Here is a 14,278-nt window from a genome sequence, read left to right as displayed (position 1 = left end):
GCTTTCGCGGATACTACGATCGCAATTCGTCTCAAGCCTGTCCGAGACGTCTGCGCAGTTCTTCGTTTTCTGCGCGCAGTTTTGCGGCGAGTTCCTTACGCAGCTTCAGGTTTTCAGCTTCCAGTGCAATCAGGGCCTTTAGATCGTCGCTCGCCCCCGCTGTCGATTTTGCCTTTACTGCTACAGGTGCTGTTTTGCCAGCGGCATTTTTCCAGTTGTAGTAAGTCTGTTCGCTGACTTCCAACTGCTGCAGTGCGGCTTTCAGTGTGGTCTTACCGCCTTTGGTCGTCTTTTCAACGGCAGCAAGAATTGAAGCGCGTTGTTCGGGAGTATACTTCTTGATCGTGCGGGTGGCTGGTTCAGCTTCAATGGGGGCCGATTTTGCCGCGGCCCTGGTCGTTTTAGCGGCAGGTGCTGCAGCCGCCTTTACAGGCTTGGGCTCTGCTTTTTTGCGAGGCGCGCGAGTTTTCTTGGTGTTACCCACAGGCTCGGCGGTTCTCACCTCAACTGGCGTCTCGTTTACTTCTGCAATGGTTTCGTCTGCCATGGTATGCTTCTCCAGATCAATGTTCGAAAATTCATTTAGGTGTCAAAAATACAGGTCAATGGTTGATGTAACAATAAGGCCGTGTACATCATGTGTTCCAGATGAGATAGACTTCCTTTCAGGGCATATCGATCAGGTCAGACATTCTGTTGAGTGTTGAAAATCCGCCGCATAATATGTAGCTACTGCTAAAAGCCCTTTGACGCTCGTGGAGCGTACCTTAAAATTTCCCCGGGAAAGCTACTGACGGATGAAAAATCCAAACCGTAATGTTATCGTTGAATATAAGAACAAGCGTGCTCGCAAGGGCTCGGCGTCTTTGTGGGGAAATCAGGATCTGAAGTCGATTGCCCAGCAAGTGGAGGCGGAGGCGGATGAGCCGCAATCTCCCATGGATGCTCAGGTCCAGCCTGATCTATCCAAGCCGATTGAGCGCAATACTGAGATCACGCCCATAAAAGCAATATCGCAGGCCGAGCCAGTCATCGAGCAAATTGAAGAGGCTCTAAACGAGCCGAAACTTTCCAACATGGACGCCTCGATCCCGGAAGAAGCATCCCTTGCAATGGAAGAGCTGCAAACGGCAAACACGACGGGAAACGCTGCTGTCAGGGAGAAAAAGCCGTCTGTTCGACGTCCTGGGAAAAAAACAGTCCCGCAGAAGCGAGAAACGACAAACCGGCTAATTGCCGAGCCTGATATTCAAGCTGAATTGTCAGCTCTCGAAATCGAGAATGCCGATCTGAAACGCGAACTGGCCACCAGATTGGACACGGAGAACAGGCAGTTGCTCAAAATGCTCCGACGATTGGAACAGCAGTAGATAATCGGCTAAGACTGCCCTGCTGGCCTCGTAACTGATCTGTTCATGCGTTCTGGTGACTCGTGTCAGAGCTCTGGTTGCCAAAATTATTGTATCGTCAGGCTTAAGCTGACAGCATTTCTGCACACTATTGCTGCATGTATAGGGAGGTCGATCACGATGAAGTCACTGGGGGAACGTCTCGTTGCGCGGTTGAAGAGTTGGCGATCGAAGAAGTCGGCTTTGCCGGAGGAAATGCCGGATGCTGGACCTAAAGCCAGCGAAAGCCCTGAGCAACTTGATCCTATATTGCCAACGCGACTATCCATCAAAGTTACGACCAAAGATCCCGATGAAGTGAGTGACAAGGTAACCCGGCAGGCTGAACGGGTACCTCTTCAGGAGGTGTTATCGTCCACCGAAGAGCTGCAGGCGCCTGAAGAACCGCCAGTGGATGTGAAGCCTGAGAGGAAGGTGGAGCGAGCGGCGGAAGCCATTACTCTACCTCCCGTTCCCAAATCACCGCAAAAGCAACGTCGCGTGAGAAAGCCAGGCCCAAAGATTGAAGATGGGCCGGTGACAGACGAAGAACTGGAAGGGCTGGAAGCGGAAAATGCTCGGCTCAAGCTTCTGTTGAATGAGCGGTTGAAAGCGAAGCAGGGTAGTTCAGAGAATTGACAGGACGTAAAACTTCGATCGATTTAGGTGAGCTATAGGGAGTAGTGATGGCTGTTACATTGTTGCATGGAACCGGAATTCTCGTCTGCGATAGCGTTGATGTGGGCGGAGTCGAATTCAGTATCGCTAGCTCTGAAGACGGTCCGGATGTGACCAGGCGTGGTAAAGTGTGGGGAAACAAAAAGGCAGTTGCAGCAGCAATGAACGCCACAAAGACGGAGCTTGCCGTGCCCGAGTCCGATGGTTTGCTTCTCCTGGACATTCAGGACCTGGATCGCGATGGTGGGGCGCTGTTCACTGTTTTACAACCCGCTACCGCCTGACGACGGCACGGTCCATAGCGGTTCGAAACACTGCATCGCCGGTTAACCGGTTGTCGCCTTGATCAAAGTCAACCATTATAGAACCGAGCGTAGGTCTGTCTGAACGAAGTCGTCTCCTACATAGAGCAAGGGACAGTCATGCTCATGAGCAACTTCATAGGCAAAGCAGTCACCATAGTTGAGCGAAGCTGGGTGAATGCCTTTGCCCCATCTGGCGTAAGCGTTGGCGACCCGGCGTGCGGAAGCGGCTGTCACGGATACGATTTCGAAGCCGAGCCCGGATATCAATGCGTCAACCTCTTCGCCGACATTACGTCGCGCAGCAACAATGAGGGCTTCAGTAACTGTTCCGGCGGAAATCAATAGCTCATCAGCCTGTTCGATTGCCGTTATACAAGCTTCGCCTTTCGGCTCATTAAGCACGATCGCCATGAGCGCGGATGTATCGACAGCGATCATATGGGCATTCCATCGTCGTCATAAAGAAAATCCTGACTACGCGCAGCATTAGCCCCGGGTAATGCTTTAGTCGCTGCCGTTGCCCTGACCCTTTCCATCAAAGCGCGTCGGCCCTTGGGCCCGGGTGCCGCCGCAACGGCTACAAGGCGTGCGATCTCATGGCCGCGACGGGTCAAAATGACTTCATCCCCGGCTTCCGCCCGCTTTACCAGTTCGGTGAGCTGTCCTTTCGCGTCACTGACAGATACGCGCATCGTCCAAGTTCCTTTGTGTTTCGCTCATACTTAGCATAATAAATGGTCCATGTGATGGTCCATGTCAATAATTACTGGGGAGCAGAGTTTGGATCTGACGGATCGGTCAAGTCTGATCAATCCTCTTCACGGAGGACACGTGGCGGGATTGCCTTGAGGCAAATGAGTACGCGCGAAGACGGAGACGGGGTCGATATATGCGCAGCCATTTTTAACTCTTTATAGGAACGTATAATTTTGTTTGCTGCGATTGATTGATGATCATTATCACGGCTTGCGATTTTGTCTCAGTCCGTCCTCTGATCCTACCGCGCTGATTGTCGAGTTGATGGCTGCCGGATTGTCCATCCGGTCAAAGTCAAATTTTTTTGGAACAGTTGTGCACATGCATCAAGGGATACTGACCAATTGGTTCATTGCATCCTGCAAATCAACACGACGAGAGCGTAGCGAACGGAGCAGGTCGGAGACACGCGCGCCTTTAGATTGGCCCTGAATATTAAAGATGGGGTGCTTGCGGCCTCCCCTGCCGGCATCAAAACGTGCAGATTGAGTTCCGCATTGCAGAACCATCTGACGGTCTGGACATGACAAGACGTCGCAAACTCTGGGGTAAACGGGCGATTGCAGTCGCAACGAACGCACAGAAGGTTGAACTGATACCTTCTGATGGCGATGAGCGGCTACCTTGACTGTTGAGGAAGTTGATCGTCACGACGGGGTCTCGTTCAGTATCTCCTGAAAGCGTAAGATTTATGGAAGCGTTTTGACCGCTTGGGTAAAGCGGGTGTTTTCGAGGACTATTTTTCCATTTTGGCTGGGCTTGATGAAAGCGCTCGTCTGATTGCTATGTTCGACAGCACCGTCATTCGTGCCCAGTGTCTGCAGCAGGTTCTAAGGGGGGCAGGAAGGTCAAGCGCTCGGCCGTTCTCGTGGAGGGTTCGGAACTAAAATCCATCTGAAAACCGACCGAAATGGTCAGCATCTTGGATTTGAACTGACCGGAGGCGAAGCTTCCGATAGCAAACAGTTTGAAAGCCTATTGGAACCTGGCCCTCAAGTCAGGCACCGCGCTATCATTGTTTACAAAGGCTATGATAGCGACGTTAATCGAGAGATTGCGAGAAAGGCTGGGGCTATCTCTGTGATCGCTTACAGATCAAACAGGCGGAATATTCCAAAACATTTTGCCACGGCGCTTTATCGAGGTCGCGCCGGTATCGAACAAATGATGGGGAAGCTCAAACGGTCCAAACGTGTCGCATTACGTTGCGAGAAAACAGCAAGAGACTTCCAATCCATCGTCGCAATCGCAGCTGCTTTCATCTTAATCAAATCCGTCCACACGGCCTAGGCTTAGACGCTCTCACGTCTACCGATATGTTCCAGGCAGATTGCTTGCACGGCTACTTGCAACGCCTTTATTTTCTGAGTGAGCCACTCAAGCTCCTCACTGGTGATTTCATAACTTCGTGAGTAACGGGCACCTATATAGGCCCGATCAAGACGGTCAAAGCAGCGTTTTGCGAAGTGGCTATTGTCAGACCATATTTCCGTTAATGGAGGCGCAATGCGCTCCGCATGTGATCGTAGGAAGGAAAGCCGGTGGGATTTCGGATTATACAGTGTCTGGACATGCAATACGCAATGATAAAGCCTTTCTACTGACTGGTGCAGATCAAAGGCCGCTTCCCTATAAAATCCACGCTCCAACGCCTCTTCTGCCAGTTCAATGCGATGCACGGCATTTGAAAACGAGTGATCGAAATCTCGATGCATTTCGATCCTGGCGGCTTCCGAGCCGGGCGGCAAGGGGTCCACGAGAAGTGATCCGGGAGCTTCATAAAGCATGATCCCGTTCTGGACGATCTCAGCGAAGAAAGGCCGACCGTTCGCGAGCTGATCATTGATGTCCATGATGGAATGGACGATGAAATTGACGCGGGTTGACAGGTGCCCCGTGACTGTCAGTTCGCGCGAGAAACGTTCCCGGGCCGGCTTCCAGACACGCGGGCTCGTAAAAAATTGGGAGCTGACGATGACTAGCAGATTGAAATCAGTGCGCCAGTTATCTGCGGGGCAAGTGCGAGGGCTTTCCCGGCGCCCATCCCGAACGCCGTCACCGTCTGAAGGAGACCCGAACAGAACCAGTTTGAGAATACGTCCTCCTTTCTTTTTGTCCGACATTTTGCACTTTTGTGCATCCTCGAATTCATCGAACAGGATTCGTATAACCCGTTGCAGTTCGAGGCATCTGTTGCTTGTCAAATGATCAAGACGTTCAACGAGTGTCTCATTCGAAGCGGTTTCCAGCGCGAGCCTGCGGCGGACGCTTTTCATGACACTGAACCATTGGCGCAATGTTGTCTCATCCGTATAACATCATTGAGCACAGAGCGGATTTGAGGCCACGGAAATTCTGAACAATCGTCCCAGACATTGCCTTCACGCAACATGGCGTCAAGCTTGGCTTCGATGCCGACAAACGATGTCGTTGGTGTGTCAGCCATCATGTCCAGAATACTTGCGGCTCGCTCGCCGGCCGCGTGTTCGGCCTTTAACGTGGCCGAATAGCCAATTTCCCGATCGGCTTCATCCCATCGCGTCTGATGCGCCGCAAGCTCGGTTTCCGCTGTAGCGCAAGCTGCCGCTTCGTCGGGAAAACCATCGAATATGTCACGGATTGCTGTGACTGAATAAGCAGCAACACGCTCGCCATCCGGTAGCGCGATTATTGCACAGGGGTAATCAACTGTTTCAGCGAGTTGTTGCTCGAGCGATTGTAACCTGCGACCGTGGCTCTCCATCGAAAGATGAGCATCCTGCCAATCACGCCAGAGCGTTAGTACGGGGTCGAAGGATGTTTCAATTTCGGCTCTGTTCTCAGCAAAGGCATCGAAACCCAGAGTACCGACTGCGGCGGCAGTACCCGTTAATATTTTCCTGCGGGTGACGAAAGGGAAAGTCGTGCTATTGTCAGAATCAGCCATGATCTGAGCTCCATACAAGCTTGATTGTGGTCAGGTCGTGCCGGGTGGTTGCAACACTCGGTACGACCGTTCGTAACGTAAACAGCATACACATAGATCGGTTTCCGGATCAATCAAAATGAACAGGATATGGCGATTATTTTGATGAGTTCTGCGCAATGTCGGGTGGCTAGAGCAGCATTGAAGCTTGGTGTTCTGGACTTGGCCAAACTGACGAATATGTCAACAAACACAATTGTTCGCTTTGAACGCGGTGAAAAACTCAAGGACGGTACGGTCCTCCACGTTCAGGCTGTCTTGGAAGCCTCCGGTATAGAGTTCCTGCCCGCGGACGAACATGGCAGGGTGGGCATACGGTTTGACGAGCCCGTTTGAGAAAACTTCACGGCTACTAGCCGCTCTTGTTGGTTGTTCGATTGCCAGAAACGTAAGAAGGTTGCGTATCAATTGTCATGGGCACATGGAGGAATCTTAGGCGCCGTTTGACCATCGACATAACGGACCAGTAACACCAAGGCTTGAAAGCCCTAGCGGCCTTGCAAGGCAAGACTATCAAGCAATACGCTCTCGAACGTTTATTCCCCGATGTTGCAAGTGCTGATCTGGTGTGGGGAGAGCTGAAAATCTTGCTAGGAAGTCGCATCGTTGATGGACTTGCGTGCAATGTTTCCACCAAAAGTTTCGGTCAAACGCTGGATGAAGAACTAGCTGGGGATTGCACTTGGCGGTCTATATCTTTGCGACGTTTTTACGGACGGGGTTGAGCGACCTTTTGGGCGAGGCGGGAACCGTTCAGCGGGCTTCATACAGTCCTCTGAATTCTGCATCGGCATAATATGTCAGCTTGTTGGCGACGACCGGTCGTTGGCCTGAGAGGAAGAGCAATTCGAGGTGTGGCGGCAGGTTGCGGACCTCATCGGGGGTGAGCAGGGCACGCGCTGTATGGTGTTGGGCGTGAGAAATACCAGACTGTTGTGAATCGAGTGCCCGGCTCATGGTCTGGAAAACCACAGTTTCCTGTCCGAGCAGGTCGGAGACAAATTGGGAGCTGTCGTGATCGTTGACGCCGAAGACCTGGAGGACGCCAGCATTCGATAGAAAGGTGCCAGCACGCTTTCCATAGGTGGCACGAAGCTGGTGAATGTCCTGCAGGATGGGCCAGAGCTGGACGCCGTAGCCTGCCATAAGCCCCATTGCGCGTTCAACGGGCGCCAGATGGCCAAGGGCAGCGAACTCATCCAGCAGATAGAGTATCGGCGTAACCGGTTTTGTGGGATCGCGTGCCATGTCGGTCAGGCTTTGGCTGACGAGCAGGCGCAGCCAGCGGGAATAAGTGGCAAGCCGATCGGGGGAAGGACGAGAAACACCGAGATGTTGCGGCGTTTGAGGTCGGCAAAGCGAAAATCGGATCTACCGAGGACCGCAGCCATTCGTGGGCTGTCGAGGAAATGGGTGTGTCGCTGTGCGGCGGAAAGGACTCCGGCCCCCTCGCGGTCCGATTTGCCGAGGTGGCGATTTGCGGCACGGGCGATCAGGCCGGCTGACGCTGTTGAGGCCCGCATGTCTTTCAGCAGCGCTGCGAAAGCTTCAGGGGGAAGGGTGAGATAGTCTCGAAGTGTCGCAAGGTTTCGTCTGTCGCGCGGCTCATGGGCGACAATATGGAGGATCAAACCGGCAATGAGTGCTTTGGCTTCCTCATTCCAGTGCGCATCACTTCTCATGCCCGGTTCATCAAATACGAGAGCGTCTGCCAAGGAGCTTGCATCTTCCGCGACATCGAGACTCGTTGGATCGAGCTCTTCCAGCGGATTGAAGGCGGCTGATGGCTGACCGGTAACGCCGAAGGGATCAAGGACGTGAACGGGGCCGAATTGCTGTCGGGCGCGGCTGGTGACGCTGGCGTTTTCGCCCTTGGGGTCGATACAGATTACGGAACGGTCGGCGATAAGCAGGTTCGGGATAATCGTTCCCACGCCTTTACCGGTACGCGTCGGTGCCATTGTGAGCAGATGGGACGGGCCTTCATAGCGAAGCAGTTTTGCGGACTTCGGATCGCGGCCGATGAGCAGGCCAGAATCGGCGCGGGTGAGGGCAGCGGTTTCCTTATCGGTAGCGAAGCGGGCAGACCCGTGGGTTTCGCCGTCAGGGTCCCCGAAATGATTAATCAGCGGATTGGTGATGAGGCGGAACAAGAAGAGAAGTATGAATGCTGTAAAGGCGGTATTGCCCACATACCAGAGCATGTCACCGCGGGCGATATTGAGAGAACGCATCCCATATTCCAGGATGAAAGCGAAAACGAACACGACAAGGAAGTAGAAAACTCCCACCTGAAAGATCGTTCTTCCAAAACGGAATGGAGCCGAAAGTAGGGAGGCCAATGCCCACAGTGGATCTCGCGCAGCAGCACGCAGCATATTCCTGAATGCTGCCCATGCAAGCGTCGCCTGATTCATTAAATCGCTCCTTCGTTGCTTGCGCCGTTCGAGGTTTTTTCGAGCAGATCGGCAAACAGTACCCTGTCGGATTCGCGCGTGAGAAAACCGGGCAATTCACTCTTTAACCATTCTTTCAAGCGTCGGGAAAGTTCCTCATCCTTTCCACTTTCAATGCGATGCAGGACAAGCGCGCCAAGCAGTACCTTGCGGCGTGTATCGTTGGCGCGTTCCTGTTTCGATAGTCTGGCCTTCAAAGCGGAACGCTGTGCATCCAGTTGGGCCAGACGTTCCTCGATCGATTTGCGAGCCAATGTTGCGCTCCGTATGTCAGTTGTGGGAGAGAGTATCTTCGCCGGCGGCCTTCAGGAACATGCCAAGGCCGACACCGAGGGCTAGAACCGCATAGGCAACAATCCAGTTCGCGGCGTCCGGGCGTGCTATGGTTGAGGCCAAAAGCACCGTAAGAAGATTCTGGCAAAGCCGATATGGCTGTTTCCGCATTCCACCTTGAGGCGAGCTATAAGGGTTTTGTCGGTCACGATCTAATCCCTTGCGTTGAGAGCTTTAATTCTGTTGAGCGCCTCGTCGGTGCTAATTTCGTCAGCCTTGAACGCAGCATCAATGGCGGCAAGCGCTTTTCCTTGCGGCAGAAAATGCGGATCATCTGCCGTTGCAATGTGTTCTGGTCGTGTACTGGTCGCGGGAAACACGATGCCGGTTATCTCGGGATTGTTCCTGAAAACAGCCGCGATGAGGGCGTCGACCGCTTCCGTGTATCCTCTCGGGAAATCCCGGCTCACCGACAAGTCGCCGTTGGTCGTCCTGATTGTGACGCCACCGAGTGCAGGAAGCAGATCGAACATTCGTGTCAATGCGTTGTTTGTTTTAGCCGTGAAGTGCAACGGCTCTTTCGTGTTTCCGACCATCAGGAGTTGCCATGGCGGGCGACGCAGCTGCAATTCGCTGAGCCGTTCGAATACGGATTCTTTATCGGTGCCTTCAAGCATTAATTCCGCCTTTCCTGTTGCGAGGTTTAATCCCGGCGGCCAAATGCCCAATTGGCGGCGAAGCTTCATTGCCAAATCCAGAGCTTCGGTCATTGCAGCCAGGACTGGCTTCGGTTTTATAGTGTTAACACTGCTGCAGGTTAACACCGAAGATTGAGAGAGCAAAGCGAATTGCGATGTGAAGGGCGCACTTACGAGTTGCTTCGCAACTCAATGCGGTTTACGCTACATGCGCTAACAACGATCTTGATTTTTGCAGAGAATATTGGCGTGGCTATTTATCATTTAAGCATGAAGCCGATTTCCCGATCCAGGGGACGAAGTGCCGTTGCGGCCAGCGCCTATCGCTCGGCGTCAAAACTGACGAATGAGCGTGATGGCATCACCCATGATTACACCAACAAGAGCGGCGTGGAACATGCCGAGATCGTCTTACCGGAAGGTGTCCATGCGGAATGGGCGCGGGATCGTTCAGCCTTATGGAATGCAGCTGAGCTTAGTGAAAAGCGCAAGGATGCGCGTGTCGCACGCGAATTTGAAATTGCATTGCCGCATGAGTTGGCTGCGGATCAACGGCTTGAGGCAACGCGGATCTTCGCCCATGAGCTTGCCGATCGTTATGGCACAGCAATCGACTTCGCCATTCATGCGCCGCAAAATGACAGCGACATTCGAAACCACCATGCTCATATAATGATGACTACTCGGCAGGTGAGGGGGGATGGTCTCGCCGACAAGAACCTGCTTGAGCGAGAAAACAAATGGCTTTTGTCAGCGGATCTGCCAACCACGGATATGCAGCTTCGTGATCTCCGCATGCGGTGGGAGGGGATTGCGAATGAAAGCCTTGCACGGGCTGGACATGATATTCGCATTGATCACCGTTCGCATTTGGAGCGGGGTCTTGAGATTGAGCCGACGGAGCATATGGGAGTTCATGCGACGCAGATGGAGCGGCGCGGTCTCGACGTGTCGCGATCACGGCTAAATGAAGATGCGGCGCGGCGCAATGCGGAGTTGATCCGTGGGAAGCCGGAACAGGTTCTTGAGATCATCACGGGGGAGAAAAGCGTCTTTGACCGGCGTGATGTTGCGCGAGCGCTGCATCGCTACATCGACGACGACATTGGAGAGTTCCAGAGCGCCTTTGCCAAGGTGATGGCGTCACCGGCCCTTGTTGAACTACAGGCGGAAAGCCATGATCCGGTCACCGGAGAAATTGGGTTAGCGCGCTATTCTACGCGCGCAATGGTCGAGATCGAATCTGGTATGATCGAATGCGCGCAGCGGATGCACGCGTCGCACAGCCACAGACTGAGCGATCATCATCGTGTCGATCGCAGGTATGTCGAACAGGCGATTGGGCGTCAGGATGCTGCGATCCGGACAAGCGTTTCCAGCGACACCGCTGACAAGGTCGAGCGGGGTGAGTTAGATGGCGTCGCGCGCGATCGGCTTATAGACGCTGCACGTCTCTCCGATGAGCAGCGGGGGGCAATCAAGCATATTACCGGGCCGGAGCGCATTGCTGCCGTTGTCGGTTATGCCGGTGCTGGCAAGAGCACCATGCTGGCGGCGGCGCGTGAGGCATGGGAGGCAGAAGGCTACAGGGTTCACGGTGCAGCCTTGTCGGGCAAGGCAGCCGAGGGCCTGGAGGAGAGTTCTGGAATTCAGAGCCGCACCCTGGCATCGTGGGACATGAGTTGGCAGAACGACCGTCGCACGCTTAAGCGCGGCGATGTGTTTGTGATCGACGAAGCAGCCATGGTGGGAAGCCGGCAGCTCGCCCGTTTCATTGGCGAGGCCGAGGCGCGCGGTGCGAAGATCGTTCTTGTCGGCGACCATGAGCAGTTACAGGCAATCGGGGCCGGCGCTCCGTTCCGGGCGATCACCGAGGAAATCGGCCATGCCGAACTTTCTGAGATACGCCGGCAGCGTATTGACTGGCAGCGGGACGCGTCGGTTGCCTTCGCCACGCACCGAACGGCTGAGGGCCTGAGCGCCTATCGGGATCGCGGCAATATCAGCTTTGCCGAGACTGGCGAGGATGCGCGCGGTCAGATCGTGCGTGATTACCTTGCCGACGCGCAAGAGCGTCCGGATGGCACCCGGATTGCGATGGCGCATCGCCGGGCCGATGTTCGCGCTATCAATGACGCGATCAGGGCTGAGCTACGGGCCCGGGCCAACGTGCCCGGCGACAGCCGGGGGTTGTTAAAGAGCGAGCTGGCACCTGGTGCTCTTGGTGAAGGTTTTTTCTTCCAGACCAATGACGGAAAGCGCGAGTTCGCACCGGGTGATCGCATTGTGTTTCTCGAGAACAATCGCGACCTGGGCGTAAAAAACGGGATGCTTGGCACCGTCGAGCATGTCGAGGTCGGCCGGTTGGGTGCCGGCCCCAGGATCGTTGCGCGGCTTGACGCGCCGAGCGGTGCGGAAGGGCGCAGCGTCAGCGTGCCGATGGACGACTATCAGGCGGTCGACCATGGTTATGCGACGACAATTCACAAAAATCAGGGCGCAACTGTCGATCGCGCCTATGTGCTGGCCTCGGGAACGATGGACCGGCATCTGACCTATGTCGCTATGACCCGGCATCGTGACGGGGTACAGCTCTATGTGAGCCAGGACGAGTTCAGCAAATTGGATCCTGGCCAGCAGGCAGGCCGAATGTTGGTTGCGGGTCGCCTGGTTGAGCATGGGGTCGCACCGTTTGAGCACAAGGAAGGCAATAGTCAGAGCTATTTCGTGACGCTTGAAAACGATAGAGGTGAGCAGTGCACGCTATGGGGCGTTGATCTTGAGCGGGCCATGAAGGCTGCGAAGCAGGCGCCGCAGATTGGGGACAGGATCGGCCTGCAACATGTCGGTTCGGAGCCGGTTCGCCTTCCAGACGGAACGGAGACGCACCGGAACGCCTGGAAGGTTCAAGAAGCGGGCGAGCTTGCTTATGAGCATCTTGAAAGCCGGCTGTCGCGGTCGGGCGTGAAGGAAACGACACTCGACTATACCCGCGACTTTGCCGCGCGCCAATTTGCCGAGCGGCGGGGGATCGCAGAGCAAATGGGAATCGTAAGCGAGATCGAGATCCCGGCGGAGCGCGCCGGGCTACGTGCGGAGCGGGAATCGATGGCCGCGGATCACGCCGGTGATCGACAACAGCGCCGCAATTCGTTCGAGGGCCTGAAACTCGGGCGCGGCGCAGCGGCCGGGCGGGTGCAGCAGGACGGCACGGGTGAGAGTGGCCCGCCGGTCGAGCAGAAACGGCCGCAGCAAGCCGAGAAACGGCGGCGTGGCATGTTCTCTGACCTCAGGCTCAATGCACGTTCCGGGCCGTCCAGGCAGCAAGAAGAACAGCCGGAAAGGGAGCAGAGCTTGCAGTCGGTGCCTGTACAGGACCGCCCCGATACTGACAGATTGGCCGAGCGGTCGCGGCGTCAGTCGCCCCTGGAGACAGCCGTTGACCGCTATGCGCGGGTCTATCAGTCGATCGATCAGCACCAACGTGATGGCTTGCCGGTTCTTGATATGCAGTGGCGGGAGATGCACGCGGCCGGGCAGCAGCTCGACCAGGTGCGCGCGGGGACAGAAGAATTGTTGGTTTCGACATTGCGGCATGATCCGCAGACGGCGCGCGCCATGACCGAGCTTTCCGGCCGGGAGCGGGTCGCCCATGTCATTGACGGGATAAAGCGCGAAAACGCAGCGCTGCAAGATCCCAATGTCAGGGCCGAGCGCTTCGTGAATAGCTGGCGGAAGCTGGACGGTGAGCGTCAGAAGCTTCGAGGCTGGCAGCACGACGAGGCGCGGGGCAAGGTCGAAAGCCAGATGAGCAGCCTCGCCAAGAACCTTGAACGCGATCCTCAGGCAGAATCTATCGTACGCGGTCGCTGCAGGGAGCTTGGAATCGGGCAGGAGGCCGGTCTCGATCAGAGTTTCGCCCGTGCGTTGCAGGAGCAGATAACACGCGGCCAGCGGATTGATGGGGGCTTTGGCATAGAAATGTAAGGCAGGGAGAACATGACGGAACTCGACGACAACAGAGACGGCGTTGGGCTCGCAACGCGTGAAGAAGATTCAGGCGATCCGGCGGCAGCCTTCGATGCGCTTCGGCGCACGGTCGAGACGCACGGTGCACAGATCGGTGCGGAAATGACCGTGATGCGTCGCGGCATCGAAGCTGCTTTCGACCAGCTCGAAAGAATCGAGCCTCAAGCCGATTACAAGCCCCAGCTCGCACAACTTGTACAGGCGCTCGACAATGTTGCGGAGCGGCTGAACGGCATCGAACAATCACCCATTCTTCGGCAGGGCGCGCAACACTATGCAGGGATTCTCGAGCGCAGCGGCGAGGCTTTGGTGAGAACCGCCGCGCAACAGCTCGAACGACAGGCCTCCGACCTTGAACGCGCCAGTCGTAATCTTTCAGCGCGTGTCTCGGGAGCGCGCGAGCGCGGTAAACAAAACAAGTTGGTCTTTAGCGCGGTGGGGTTCGGTATCATCATCGGTGTCCTGGCAACGTTGTTTATGCCACGTATCCTGCCTGGAAGGGTTGATATGGCTGTTGCCTCCATGGTCATGAACGATGACCGTTGGAAAGCCGGGATAGCCCTCATGGAATCGGGAAGTCCCGAAGGTTGGCGTAGCCTCGTCGAAGCAAGTGAACTTGTACGAGCCAACCGGCAGTCGCTTGGTGCATGTGCCGAGGCTGCCGCTAAGGCAAAGAAAGATCAAAAATGTACGATTACCGTGACAACGCCTGCACAGTGAATAACAGCTC

General features: G+C 55.2%; 15 protein-coding genes and 2 pseudogenes. 8 read left to right on the top strand and 9 right to left on the bottom strand.

From position 1 onward, the window contains the following. Positions 1-31: 31 nt before the first annotated feature. A complete protein-coding gene (locus CES86_RS02750; RefSeq protein ID WP_094513580.1) occupies positions 32-547 on the bottom strand; it encodes a transposase in 516 nt (171 codons plus the stop codon). Between the two features lie 250 nt (positions 548-797). Between CES86_RS02750 and CES86_RS02745 the strand changes: the two genes are divergently transcribed. The 3 genes from CES86_RS02745 (at position 798) to CES86_RS02735 (ending at position 2,350) form a co-directional block, all read left to right on the top strand. Next, positions 798-1,370: a hypothetical protein gene (locus tag CES86_RS02745; protein WP_094513578.1), complete on the top strand. Its 573-nt coding sequence runs from the start codon at positions 798-800 to the stop codon at positions 1,368-1,370. Positions 1,371-1,529: 159 nt separating this feature from the next. Further along, complete coding sequence (locus CES86_RS02740; RefSeq protein ID WP_235819874.1) at positions 1,530-2,027, top strand: hypothetical protein; 498 nt, start codon at positions 1,530-1,532, stop codon at positions 2,025-2,027. A gap of 47 nt (positions 2,028-2,074) precedes the next feature. Beyond that, positions 2,075-2,350 carry a hypothetical protein gene (locus tag CES86_RS02735; protein ID WP_094513576.1) on the top strand — a complete coding sequence of 92 codons (276 nt, stop codon included), beginning with the start codon at positions 2,075-2,077 and terminating at the stop codon, positions 2,348-2,350. A 75-nt stretch (positions 2,351-2,425) separates the two neighbouring features. Here the strand turns inward: CES86_RS02735 and CES86_RS02730 are convergent, their stop codons facing one another. Both CES86_RS02730 and CES86_RS02725 read right to left on the bottom strand, forming a co-directional pair. Then, positions 2,426-2,809, bottom strand: coding sequence for a type II toxin-antitoxin system VapC family toxin (locus CES86_RS02730; protein ID WP_094513574.1), 384 nt, complete (start codon positions 2,807-2,809; stop codon positions 2,426-2,428). Further along, positions 2,806-3,063, bottom strand: coding sequence for a type II toxin-antitoxin system Phd/YefM family antitoxin (locus CES86_RS02725; protein WP_094513573.1), 258 nt, complete (start codon positions 3,061-3,063; stop codon positions 2,806-2,808). The genes CES86_RS02730 and CES86_RS02725 overlap by 4 nt, the downstream gene beginning before the upstream one ends. Before the next feature lie 916 nt (positions 3,064-3,979). Here CES86_RS02725 and CES86_RS28265 point away from each other — a divergent pair. Next, positions 3,980-4,417: pseudogene (locus tag CES86_RS28265) on the top strand (IS5 family transposase); the annotation flags it as partial. A 2-nt stretch (positions 4,418-4,419) separates the two neighbouring features. On the opposite strand, the gene CES86_RS02715 reads toward CES86_RS28265, so the two are convergent. Continuing rightward, positions 4,420-5,403, bottom strand: coding sequence for a HEPN domain-containing protein (locus CES86_RS02715; protein ID WP_094513569.1), 984 nt, complete (start codon positions 5,401-5,403; stop codon positions 4,420-4,422). Continuing rightward, the gene (locus CES86_RS02710; RefSeq protein WP_094513568.1) at positions 5,400-6,053 is read right to left on the bottom strand and encodes a hypothetical protein; all 654 of its coding nucleotides are present in this window, start codon (positions 6,051-6,053) and stop codon (positions 5,400-5,402) included. The genes CES86_RS02715 and CES86_RS02710 overlap by 4 nt, the downstream gene beginning before the upstream one ends. A gap of 129 nt (positions 6,054-6,182) precedes the next feature. Between CES86_RS02710 and CES86_RS02705 the strand changes: the two genes are divergently transcribed. Together CES86_RS02705 and CES86_RS02700 are read left to right on the top strand one after the other, a co-directional pair. Further along, the gene (locus tag CES86_RS02705) at positions 6,183-6,428 is read left to right on the top strand and encodes a helix-turn-helix domain-containing protein (RefSeq protein ID WP_328589776.1); all 246 of its coding nucleotides are present in this window, start codon (positions 6,183-6,185) and stop codon (positions 6,426-6,428) included. Between the two features lie 143 nt (positions 6,429-6,571). Then, entirely contained in the window at positions 6,572-6,817 is a 246-nt protein-coding gene (locus CES86_RS02700; protein ID WP_268876084.1) for an antitoxin, read from the top strand. Between the two features lie 28 nt (positions 6,818-6,845). Here the strand turns inward: CES86_RS02700 and CES86_RS02695 are convergent. From CES86_RS02695 to CES86_RS02685, 4 genes and pseudogenes are all read right to left on the bottom strand, one after another. Beyond that, positions 6,846-8,509, bottom strand: a pseudogene (locus CES86_RS02695) (type IV secretory system conjugative DNA transfer family protein). Next, positions 8,509-8,802, bottom strand: a complete 294-nt coding sequence (locus CES86_RS02690; protein WP_094513566.1) for a mobilization protein — start codon at positions 8,800-8,802, stop codon at positions 8,509-8,511. Before CES86_RS02690 ends, CES86_RS02695 begins: the two are co-directional and overlap by 1 nt. Positions 8,803-8,818: 16 nt before the next feature. Continuing rightward, positions 8,819-8,992, bottom strand: coding sequence for a hypothetical protein (locus CES86_RS27420; RefSeq protein WP_167387084.1), 174 nt, complete (start codon positions 8,990-8,992; stop codon positions 8,819-8,821). A gap of 41 nt (positions 8,993-9,033) precedes the next feature. Continuing rightward, positions 9,034-9,591, bottom strand: coding sequence for a hypothetical protein (locus CES86_RS02685; RefSeq protein WP_208617816.1), 558 nt, complete (start codon positions 9,589-9,591; stop codon positions 9,034-9,036). Positions 9,592-9,768: 177 nt separating this feature from the next. Here CES86_RS02685 and traA point away from each other — a divergent pair, with 177 nt between their 5' ends. Beyond that, on the top strand, positions 9,769-13,506 hold the full coding sequence (traA, locus tag CES86_RS02680; protein WP_094513689.1) for a Ti-type conjugative transfer relaxase TraA: 3,738 nt from the start codon (positions 9,769-9,771) through the stop codon (positions 13,504-13,506). 12 nt (positions 13,507-13,518) lie between these two features. After that, a complete protein-coding gene (locus CES86_RS02675; RefSeq protein ID WP_094513561.1) occupies positions 13,519-14,268 on the top strand; it encodes a DUF6118 family protein in 750 nt (249 codons plus the stop codon). Positions 14,269-14,278: the final 10 nt, after the last annotated feature.

It is taken from the genome of Brucella lupini, from assembly GCF_002252535.1.
Lineage (GTDB): Bacteria > Pseudomonadota > Alphaproteobacteria > Rhizobiales > Rhizobiaceae > Brucella > Brucella anthropi.
The sequence above is the reverse complement of the archived record's forward strand: the minus strand, read 5'-3'. Positions and strand labels throughout refer to the sequence as shown.

Excerpts from the sequence above, each read along its gene's own strand:
- CES86_RS02750 (WP_094513580.1), bottom strand. The coding sequence starts at position 547 with ATGGCAGACGAAACCATTGCAGAAGTAAACGAGACGCCAGTTGAGGTG.
- CES86_RS02745 (WP_094513578.1), top strand. The coding sequence starts at position 798 with ATGAAAAATCCAAACCGTAATGTTATCGTTGAATATAAGAACAAGCGT.
- CES86_RS02740 (WP_235819874.1), top strand. The coding sequence starts at position 1,530 with ATGAAGTCACTGGGGGAACGTCTCGTTGCGCGGTTGAAGAGTTGGCGA.
- CES86_RS02735 (WP_094513576.1), top strand. The coding sequence starts at position 2,075 with ATGGCTGTTACATTGTTGCATGGAACCGGAATTCTCGTCTGCGATAGC.
- CES86_RS02730 (WP_094513574.1), bottom strand. The coding sequence starts at position 2,809 with ATGATCGCTGTCGATACATCCGCGCTCATGGCGATCGTGCTTAATGAG.
- CES86_RS02725 (WP_094513573.1), bottom strand. The coding sequence starts at position 3,063 with ATGCGCGTATCTGTCAGTGACGCGAAAGGACAGCTCACCGAACTGGTA.
- CES86_RS02715 (WP_094513569.1), bottom strand. The coding sequence starts at position 5,403 with ATGAAAAGCGTCCGCCGCAGGCTCGCGCTGGAAACCGCTTCGAATGAG.
- CES86_RS02710 (WP_094513568.1), bottom strand. The coding sequence starts at position 6,053 with ATGGCTGATTCTGACAATAGCACGACTTTCCCTTTCGTCACCCGCAGG.
- CES86_RS02705 (WP_328589776.1), top strand. The coding sequence starts at position 6,183 with ATGGCGATTATTTTGATGAGTTCTGCGCAATGTCGGGTGGCTAGAGCA.
- CES86_RS27420 (WP_167387084.1), bottom strand. The coding sequence starts at position 8,992 with ATGCGGAAACAGCCATATCGGCTTTGCCAGAATCTTCTTACGGTGCTT.
- CES86_RS02685 (WP_208617816.1), bottom strand. The coding sequence starts at position 9,591 with ATGACCGAAGCTCTGGATTTGGCAATGAAGCTTCGCCGCCAATTGGGC.
- CES86_RS02675 (WP_094513561.1), top strand. The coding sequence starts at position 13,519 with ATGACGGAACTCGACGACAACAGAGACGGCGTTGGGCTCGCAACGCGT.